This window comes from Pseudomonas sp. C1C7 (assembly GCF_013359595.1).
In the GTDB taxonomy this organism is placed as follows: domain Bacteria; phylum Pseudomonadota; class Gammaproteobacteria; order Pseudomonadales; family Pseudomonadaceae; genus Aquipseudomonas.
Genome location: NZ_JABFMP010000042.1, coordinates 40,207 through 47,937, shown reverse-complemented (window position 1 = coordinate 47,937; position 7,731 = coordinate 40,207). Strand labels below are relative to the sequence as shown.

The window sequence follows — 7,731 nt, the reverse complement described above, 5'->3', positions numbered from 1 at the left end:
CCCCCCTAACATCCCGCCCCGACGGGCACAGCGGAGCTGTCCAACAAAACCCGAATTCAAGGAACAGAAATGACCCAGCGCATCCACCGCAGCATCGACCTCCCTCTTCGCACCGGCCTCGGCCGCGATCAATTGTGGGAGGAGCACGACAAGGGCCTGATCAAATGCTGGGAGATCGGTCGCCAGCGCGCCGCGCGTTTTCCCGACCTCGCCCGCCAATGCCTCGACGGCGAACTGCCGGTGCTGGGCTGGAAAGGTGGCGTCAGCCGCAGCTTGAAGAAACTCGAAAAGTACGGCTCCCTCAAATACCTCGCCCAATGGCAGGGCCTGCGCGGCGAAGACCTGGACGTGGATCTGACCGAGGAACGGGCCCTGACCTGTTCCCGCACGAAAATGGTCGTGACCTTTACCCCGGATCGCAGCAAATACTTCAACCAGACATCCGACGCCTAGCCCTTGTAGCAGCTGACGAAGCCAGCTGCTACAAGGGGCGTGTTTTGGCCCGGCGACCACCTCAAGGCATGACTGGATCTGCTTCAGCACTTACGGAAAACCGCTCGCGATAAGCCTGCGGCGTCACCCCCATGGCCCGCAGGAAGCTGCGGCGCAAGGTCTCTTCGCTGCCGAAACCGCATTGCACCGCGACCCGCTTGATCGGCACACCGGTGTCGCTGAGCAGGCGCCGGGCGGTTTCGACGCGGATCAGTTCGATGGCCCGGGCCGGGGTCTGGCCGGTGTCGGCGCGGTAGTGGCGTACGAAGCTGCGTTCGCTCATGCCGGCCTGCAGGGCCAGGGTCGGGATGCCCAGATCCTTGGTGAGGTTTTCGCTGATCCAGGCGTGAAGTTCGTCGAAGCGGTTGCCTTCGTGCTGCAACGAGAGGGTCACGCTGAATTGCGACTGGCCGCCGGGACGCTTGAGGAACACCACCAGTTGCCGGGCGACTTCCAGGGCCATGTTGCGGCCCAGGTCGGCTTCGACCATCGCCAGTGCCAGGTCGATACCGGCGGTGACCCCGGCCGAGGTCCAGACCGGACCGTCGTTGATGAAGATCGGATTGGGTTCGACCTGCAACTGCGGGTGCTGCTGCGCCAGTTGATCGCAGCGCGTCCAGTGGGTCACCACGCGCCGGCCATCGAGCCATCCGCTGGCCGCCAGCAGGAACGCCCCGGTGCACACCGACGCCACCCGCCTACACTTCTCCCCATGCTCGCGCACCCAGGTCACCAGCGCCGGATCCTGCGCCGCCGCGTAAACGCCCCAGCCGCCGGCGATGATCAGGGTATCGCTGCCCTGCTCCGGCAGCGGCTCGGCCAGCATCGCCAAGCCTGCCGACGACGTCACCGCCGGACCCGAACTGGCGATCACCGATGGCAGATAAGGTACGGGCAATCCCCGCTGTCGAGCGATGTCATTGGCCGAGGCGAACACCTGCAACGGCCCGGTGACATCGAGCAATTGCACATTGGCGAACGCGAGAACGTGGATGAGCTTGGGCATTTTGGCGTAATTCGAGGGGTTATTGGCGTATGCGCCAAATCCTAGGCGCCTACAGTGAAGACGTCCACCCACTTCCAGGAGAAAAACACCATGACCTTGCAGATCGGCTTTCTGTTGTTTCCACAGGTGCAGCAACTGGACCTGACCGGCCCTTACGACGTGCTGGCTTCGCTGCCGGATGTGAAGGTGCACCTGATCTGGAAAGATCTGGTGCCGGTCACCGCCAGCACCGGCCTGGTGCTCAAGCCGACCACCACGTTCGATGACTGCCCGAAACTGGATGTGATCTGCGTGCCCGGCGGCAGCGGGGTCGGGCCGTTGATGGAGGATGATGAGACGTTGGCATTCCTGAAAGCCCAGGCCGCGACGGCACGTTATGTCACCTCGGTGTGCACCGGCGCGCTGGTGCTTGGCGCGGCCGGCCTGCTCAAGGGCAAGCGCGCCACCACCCACTGGGCCTATCACGAGTTGCTGGCGCCGCTGGGGGCCATTGCGGTGAAGGATCGGGTGGTGCGCGACGGCAATCTGCTGACCGGTGGCGGCATCACCGCCGGCATCGATTTCGCCCTGACCCTGGCCGCCGAGCTGTTCGACCGGGAGACCGCCGAGCTTGTGCAATTGCAGCTCGAATACGCGCCAGCTCCGCCGTTCGCGGCCGGCAGCCCGGACACCGCACCGGTCGAAGTACTGCAGGAGGCCCGTCAGCGCGGGGCGAGTTCACTCAAACTGCGCGGGCAAATCACCGAACGCGCCGCAGCCAAACTCGACCTGCAATGAAAAAAGGCGGTGAGCACACACTGCTCGCCGCCTTTTCCTGCGCCCATTAAAAAACCCGCCGAAGCGGGTTCTTCCAAGACCATCACGACTCCCTGTCGTCAGCATTCCATGCAAATGGCCGATCATCCTTGATCCTGACGCGCTCCCTGTGCGTCAGTGGATGGGGCCAGAATACGTATCGGATCCAATCTGTAACAGAAGATAAAAGTGCCATCACGTGTAAGACATTCGCTATACCCCTGTAGGAGCTGACGAGTGAAACGAGGCTGCGATCTTTTGATTTTGTTTTTAAAGCAAGATCAAAAGATCGCAGCGTTCGGCAGCTCCTACAGGGTTCGCGGCTGTCAGGTCGCCATCGTTATCAGGGCAGTGGCCGCCATTTTTGCGATGTGCAGCTGGCTTTCGGCTGACGCCTGGTCGTCATCTTCGACAAACCAGGCCGCCGACAGGCCGGCAAAGGCCAGCACCCATTGCAACAGGCGACGCCGCTCGAGCCCGGCCGCCTCGGCGACCACTTCGATCTGCCGCTGGAAACGCCGTGGCTGCGTCGCGGTCGGCAAATCGGGATTGCAGATCAGGTTGGCGTAATCGAAACCGCGCTCGCCGGCGACCCGCTTGGGGTCGATGGCCAGCCAGCCGCGAGGGCCGAAATCCAGCACGTTGTCGTGATGCATGTCGCCGTGCAGCACCACCACGTCCTGCGGATCGGCCAGCAAGGTTTCGGCGATGGCCAGGCACAGGGAATAGGTACCGCCATACTGCGCCGCGGCCAATCGCAGCGATTCAAACCAGGGCTTGAGGGGAACCAGCGGTGGTGGTGGCGTCGGCCGGGGAGCATGCAATCGCGCCAGCGCCGCACACAGGATGCGACTGGCCTCGTCGTCCTGCCCGTTGAGGGCCATCTCCATCAGTGACCGGGTGCCCATCGCCCGCTCCAGCAGCAGACCGTCGCCGTGGTGCGCGTAGACCCGGGCGCTACCGTCGCCATCCCACCAGGTCATCAACAGGTTGCCGAACTTCTCCTCGGCATCCACGGCAATTTTCAGCATGGCCGGCACATCGCCCCGACGCACCGGCAGCAGGTGGCTGCCGGGGGTGAAGATGGGTTCACCGTCCGGCACCAGGGCCCAACGCTGCAGCCAGGGGTCGAAGGTATTGCCTTCACTCATTCTCGCGCTCACGGGCCTTGGCGCTTTCGGCGAGAAAGTGTTCGAGCCGGCCCAGTTGCTCTTCCCAGCCACGGCTGTCCATGTAATACGCCTCTTTCTGGCGTATGTCGGGAATGTGCGCGAAACCTGACTCGCAGACCCTGAGCAGGGTTCCGACCGTGTTGTCTTCCAGTTCGAATTTGACCAGGGTGGTGGGCTCCTGGGAGTAGTCGATCTTCGGGTTGACCGCATAGGGGTGCCAGCGGAAGGAAAACAGCTGCTGCGGCTCGACCCGCTCCACCAGCACGTTCCACAACACGTGTTCGTAACCGGGGTACGTGACCTGCCCCTGGGTCCACTCGCCGGCAATGAACCGCCTGCCTTCAAGTGCCACGCCGAACCATTGACCGAACGCCTCGGCATCGACCAGGGCACGCCAGACATGGGAGCGCGGCGATTTGAGAATTATTTTGCGCTCAAAACTATTGGGTACTGGTTTCATACGTCACCTCCTGTACTGAACAACAGTAGGCCTGTAAGACCACATGTCCAGCCCGAAAGTTGTCTGAATGGGGTGTCAGCTGTCGCAAACGTGACCTTTGCGCCGCTGCCGGCTTCGCTACACTGGCTCACGAGTTCTACTTTCACAGGGAGATTCCCCATGCATGTACGCATTCTTCTGGCGCTGACGCCCTTTTTGTTCACCCCGCCGGCCCATGCCCTGGACTGCGACAATGCCACCACCCAGGCGGACATGAACCAGTGCGCGGCAGTGCAGCATGCCGCGGCGGACAAGGAGCTGAATGCGCTGTACCAGCAGATCACCGCACGGCTCAAGGGCAATCCCGACAGCAAGAAGCTGCTGCTCAGCGCCCAGCGCGCGTGGCTGGCGTTTCGCGATGCCGAATGCAAGTTTTCGGCGTCCGGGGTGGAGGGCGGGAGTGTTTATCCGCTGATCTATGGCAATTGCGTGACCGAATTGACCAAGGCGCGGGTTGAGACGTTCAAGACTTACTTGAAGTGTCAGGAGGGGGATCTGGGGTGTCCGGTGCCGGGGGTTTGAATCTCGGGTAAGCTTTGGGGCCTGTTCGCGGGCAAGCCTCGCTCCTACGGTTTTTTGCGTCGATCGGCGATTTTGTGCCCGACCCAATACCCTGTAGGAGCGAGGCTTGCCCGCGAAGAGGCCTTGACAGGCGACACATTTTCTGTGGATTCAAATCCGTCTTCGCGAGCAAGCCCGCTCCCACATGGGTTCTCGGTCAGGCACAAGATCTGTGTCCACCGACATCCCCTGTGGGAGCGGGCTTGCTCGCGATAGCGTCAGCCCAAACGCCACAAATTACCGCACAAAAATCTGCGCCGTCGTAATCGCCATATCCCCACCCGGCATTTTGATGCTGCCAATCTGCTTCAGGCTGTCGGCATCAAAGATCGCCACATCATTGAAAGTCCCCGCCAGATAAATCTTGCTGCCATCCTTGTTAAAGGAAATGCAGTAGTAGGAATGATCCAGCGTCGCCGCCTGAATCAGCTTCTTCTCCTTGATGTCGTACTTGGCCAGGCGGTTGAGCACGCCGAACATCAGGTTCGGGTCCTTCGGCGAGCGCATGCCGCTGAAGTAGATTTCCGTCAGCGGGCCGAAGTCGGTGGTTTCGGTCTTGCCGGTCTTCAGGTCCACGCTGAACAGGCCGTACAGGTACTCGGCGGTGGCCGGGTCCTGCTTCTTGTCCTTGAATTTCGCCGCGGTGTAGAGCAGCGAGAAGTCATGACGATAGGTCTGCTGGTTCCACACGTAGAGCACGTCCGGCGCGCTGTAGTTCGCACGCTTCCAGTGACGGCTGGGGATCAGCACGTCGAACTTGCCGGTCTGCACGTTGACCTTGTAGACATCCGCCCCCGCCACGTACAGCGTGCCGTCGTCACCGCTCTGCATGATGGTCAGCTGCCGAGGCGCCGGGAAGCTGCGGATCGGCTTGGCATCCATGCCGGCGTTGGTGGCGTACACGTCGAGACGAGGCTGCTGCACTTCATACCGATCGTTGAGCATCAGCGTCGGGTTGGCGATGGTGAACAGTTCCTTGCCGTCGTGACTCAGGGTGAAGGCGAACATCGACTTGGCCTTCTCCCCCGGCTTCTGGGTGATGCTGGCGTGGAACACCTGTTTGCAGCTGTCCAGTTCGACGCCGTAGACATCCGCGTAGTGATTGTTCAGCACATAGGCGGTCTTGCGGTCCGGCGACAGTTGCACGGTGCCCGGGCCGAAGGCGTCCGGCATCTTGCAGGTCTTGAACACGGTGTCCGTGGCCAGGTCGATCACGTGCAGGTTGTTCGGGTAGTTGGTGGTCAACATGTACTCGTGACCGTCTTGCAACGCAGTGTTTTCATCGGCCACGGCACTGAGCGAAGCGGCGCTCAGGAGGGCGAATGCGGCCAGGCCGCAGGCTTTGATGCTGTGCATGCTGGAATCCTTCTTCTTGTACGCTGCTCTCGAGGGCATCACTTGTCTTTCGGGAAGACCGTGCCCAGGTTGCGCCAGTTGTCGTTGGACGCCTGGGCGTCCTTGTTCCAGTCCGGGTAGGTGCTCATCATGTCGGGCACCTGGGCCGGCCACCAGCACGGGTCGGAGCAGCCATACAGGTCGGCCTCCATCGGCTGGCACAGCGACGACACGCCACCGAACGCATCGATTTCCCAGCCCGGGTCAGTGGTCGAGGCGCAGCCTGCCACCGAGCTCATGGCCACCACTTCTTCGATGCGGTTTTCATCCGCGGCCTGATCCAGCTTCAACGCTTTGTTATTGATTGCCTTGAGATGTTTCATATCAGTGAGCCTTGCGCGGAGTGATGTAACTGCTGATGAACGCAGGGTTATTGGCCATGATCCGGGTGTAGACCTCGATGCCGAAGTCGACCCAGTCACGCATCAGTTCGCAGTAGTGATAGGTCGGATGGGCCGGGTCGCCGTAGCGGGCGTAGCTCTCGTGGTAGCAGCCGCCGGAGCACAGGTTGCGGATGTTGCAGTCGTTGCAACCGGTGTTGGTACGGTCCAGGCGCTCGGACAGAAAGTCGTTCAACTCCATCTGCTTCACGCCGCTGTGGACGTTGCCGAAGGTCGGCAGGGACGATCCGGTAAAGCGGTGGCACAGGTTCAGTTCCCCCTTGTGATCCACCGCCAGCATCTTCAGGCCCGCACCGCATGGCAGGGCTTTCTTGTGGCCTTCGTGGATGTCGGTGATCAACTGGTGCAGGTTGGAAAAACCGATGTTGCGGTGTTCCAGCGCCGCCTCCAGGTAACGCCGGCCGAGGGCCTTCATGTTGGCGAATACCTGTTTGAGCTCATCGTTGGTCAGGTTGAAGCTGCTGATGTCGCCGGAGGTCACCGGGGCAAAGCCGACTTCGGCAAAACCCAGTTCGTTGAACAGGTGATCCCAGATGGTTTCGACGTCGGTGACGCCGGTGGTCAGGGTCACCCGCGCGCCCACCGGACGGCTGTTGTAGCGCGACAGCAGCATCTCGGCCTTGCGCCGCACCACGTCATAGGTACCCTGCCCGCCCACGGTGATGCGGTTGCGGTCGTGCACGGTCTTTGGCCCGTCGATGCTCACCGACAAGCCGAAACGGTGGGCGTTGAGGTAGTCCACGGTCTCCTCGGTGAGCAGCGTGGCGTTGGTGGTCATGACGAACTCGACGAACTTGCCGGCCTCGGCAAAGCGTTTCTCGCAGTAGTCGACCATGTACTCGATCAGCTTGCGATTGCTCAGCGGTTCGCCGCCGAAGAACACCACGGTGAAACGTTCTTCGTCCGGGGATTCCTTGAGCAGCATCTCCACCGAAGCGATGGCGGTTTCGACGTCCATCTTCTTGCCGGCGGACGGCTTGTCGAGGTCTTCCTTGTAGCAGTAGGTGCAACTCAGGTTGCAGCCGGTGTTGACGTTGAGCACCACGGTATTGATCGCCGTGCGCTCGACGCGTTTGGTGGCGATGTCCGGAGTCAGCGGCGAGCCGTCGCTGACCAGCTCCAGGGCCATCAGCTCGCGCAGGGTCTCGGTGACTTCTTCACCGTTGAAGCGCTCGGCCAGGCGCTGGATCAGGTCGTCCGAAGAACAGCCCGGGCCACGCAGGGTGTCGATGATGGTGCCCGTCAGCTCATCGCTGGCGAATAGCGAACTGCTTGGGATGTGGAACAGCATGCGGTCGGCATCAACGTGCACTTCGTGCAGGTTGCGTTCGACCAGATTCAAGATAGCGCCCATGGCAAACCTCCTGTGCAAGCCCCGTCACGCAGGGCTTGCGGTCATTCCGAAAAGTG

At 61.6% G+C, this 7,731-nt stretch carries 9 protein-coding genes; 3 read left to right on the top strand and 6 right to left on the bottom strand.

Annotation, left to right across the window (positions count from 1 at the left end):
• The first annotated feature begins 69 nt into the window (after positions 1-69).
• On the top strand, positions 70-453 hold the full coding sequence (locus tag HNO86_RS25800; RefSeq protein ID WP_175379746.1) for a hypothetical protein: 384 nt from the start codon (positions 70-72) through the stop codon (positions 451-453).
• 61 nt (positions 454-514) lie between these two features.
• On the opposite strand, the gene HNO86_RS25795 is transcribed toward HNO86_RS25800, so the two are convergent.
• Positions 515-1,498 (bottom strand): GlxA family transcriptional regulator, encoded by a 984-nt coding sequence (locus tag HNO86_RS25795; RefSeq protein ID WP_175379745.1) that lies wholly within the window; start codon positions 1,496-1,498, stop codon positions 515-517.
• A 90-nt stretch (positions 1,499-1,588) separates the two neighbouring features.
• Here HNO86_RS25795 and inhA point away from each other — a divergent pair, with 90 nt between their 5' ends.
• Entirely contained in the window at positions 1,589-2,275 is a 687-nt protein-coding gene (gene inhA, locus HNO86_RS25790; RefSeq protein WP_175379747.1) for an isonitrile hydratase, read from the top strand.
• Positions 2,276-2,619: 344 nt separating this feature from the next.
• Here the strand turns inward: inhA and HNO86_RS25785 are convergent, their stop codons facing one another.
• Positions 2,620-3,444: an aminoglycoside phosphotransferase family protein gene (locus tag HNO86_RS25785; protein ID WP_175379744.1), complete on the bottom strand. Its 825-nt coding sequence runs from the start codon at positions 3,442-3,444 to the stop codon at positions 2,620-2,622.
• Positions 3,437-3,925 carry an SRPBCC family protein gene (locus HNO86_RS25780; protein WP_175379743.1) on the bottom strand — a complete coding sequence of 163 codons (489 nt, stop codon included), beginning with the start codon at positions 3,923-3,925 and terminating at the stop codon, positions 3,437-3,439. The genes HNO86_RS25785 and HNO86_RS25780 overlap by 8 nt, the downstream gene beginning before the upstream one ends.
• A 159-nt stretch (positions 3,926-4,084) precedes the next feature.
• On the opposite strand from HNO86_RS25780, the gene HNO86_RS25775 reads away from it, so the two are divergent.
• Positions 4,085-4,486 (top strand): lysozyme inhibitor LprI family protein, encoded by a 402-nt coding sequence (locus tag HNO86_RS25775; protein WP_175379742.1) that lies wholly within the window; start codon positions 4,085-4,087, stop codon positions 4,484-4,486.
• Between the two features lie 276 nt (positions 4,487-4,762).
• Here HNO86_RS25775 and peaD read toward each other — a convergent pair whose 3' ends face one another.
• The 3 genes from peaD to peaB are packed head-to-tail and all read right to left on the bottom strand — an operon-like array spanning position 4,763 to position 7,675.
• Positions 4,763-5,881: a quinohemoprotein amine dehydrogenase subunit beta gene (gene peaD / locus HNO86_RS25770; protein ID WP_175379741.1), complete on the bottom strand. Its 1,119-nt coding sequence runs from the start codon at positions 5,879-5,881 to the stop codon at positions 4,763-4,765.
• Between the two features lie 38 nt (positions 5,882-5,919).
• On the bottom strand, positions 5,920-6,243 hold the full coding sequence (qhpC, locus tag HNO86_RS25765; protein ID WP_008016081.1) for a quinohemoprotein amine dehydrogenase subunit gamma: 324 nt from the start codon (positions 6,241-6,243) through the stop codon (positions 5,920-5,922).
• A gap of 1 nt (position 6,244) precedes the next feature.
• The gene (gene peaB, locus HNO86_RS25760; RefSeq protein WP_175379740.1) at positions 6,245-7,675 is read right to left on the bottom strand and encodes a quinohemoprotein amine dehydrogenase maturation protein; all 1,431 of its coding nucleotides are present in this window, start codon (positions 7,673-7,675) and stop codon (positions 6,245-6,247) included.
• Between the last annotated feature and the right edge of the window lie 56 nt (positions 7,676-7,731).

Bases quoted from the DNA above. Each gene is read 5' to 3' on its own strand.
- HNO86_RS25800 (WP_175379746.1), top strand. From the start codon at position 70: ATGACCCAGCGCATCCACCGCAGCATCGACCTCCCTCTTCGCACCGGC.
- HNO86_RS25795 (WP_175379745.1), bottom strand. From the start codon at position 1,498: ATGCCCAAGCTCATCCACGTTCTCGCGTTCGCCAATGTGCAATTGCTC.
- inhA (WP_175379747.1), top strand. From the start codon at position 1,589: ATGACCTTGCAGATCGGCTTTCTGTTGTTTCCACAGGTGCAGCAACTG.
- HNO86_RS25785 (WP_175379744.1), bottom strand. From the start codon at position 3,444: ATGAGTGAAGGCAATACCTTCGACCCCTGGCTGCAGCGTTGGGCCCTG.
- HNO86_RS25780 (WP_175379743.1), bottom strand. From the start codon at position 3,925: ATGAAACCAGTACCCAATAGTTTTGAGCGCAAAATAATTCTCAAATCG.
- HNO86_RS25775 (WP_175379742.1), top strand. From the start codon at position 4,085: ATGCATGTACGCATTCTTCTGGCGCTGACGCCCTTTTTGTTCACCCCG.
- peaD (WP_175379741.1), bottom strand. From the start codon at position 5,881: ATGCACAGCATCAAAGCCTGCGGCCTGGCCGCATTCGCCCTCCTGAGC.
- qhpC (WP_008016081.1), bottom strand. From the start codon at position 6,243: ATGAAACATCTCAAGGCAATCAATAACAAAGCGTTGAAGCTGGATCAG.
- peaB (WP_175379740.1), bottom strand. From the start codon at position 7,675: ATGGGCGCTATCTTGAATCTGGTCGAACGCAACCTGCACGAAGTGCAC.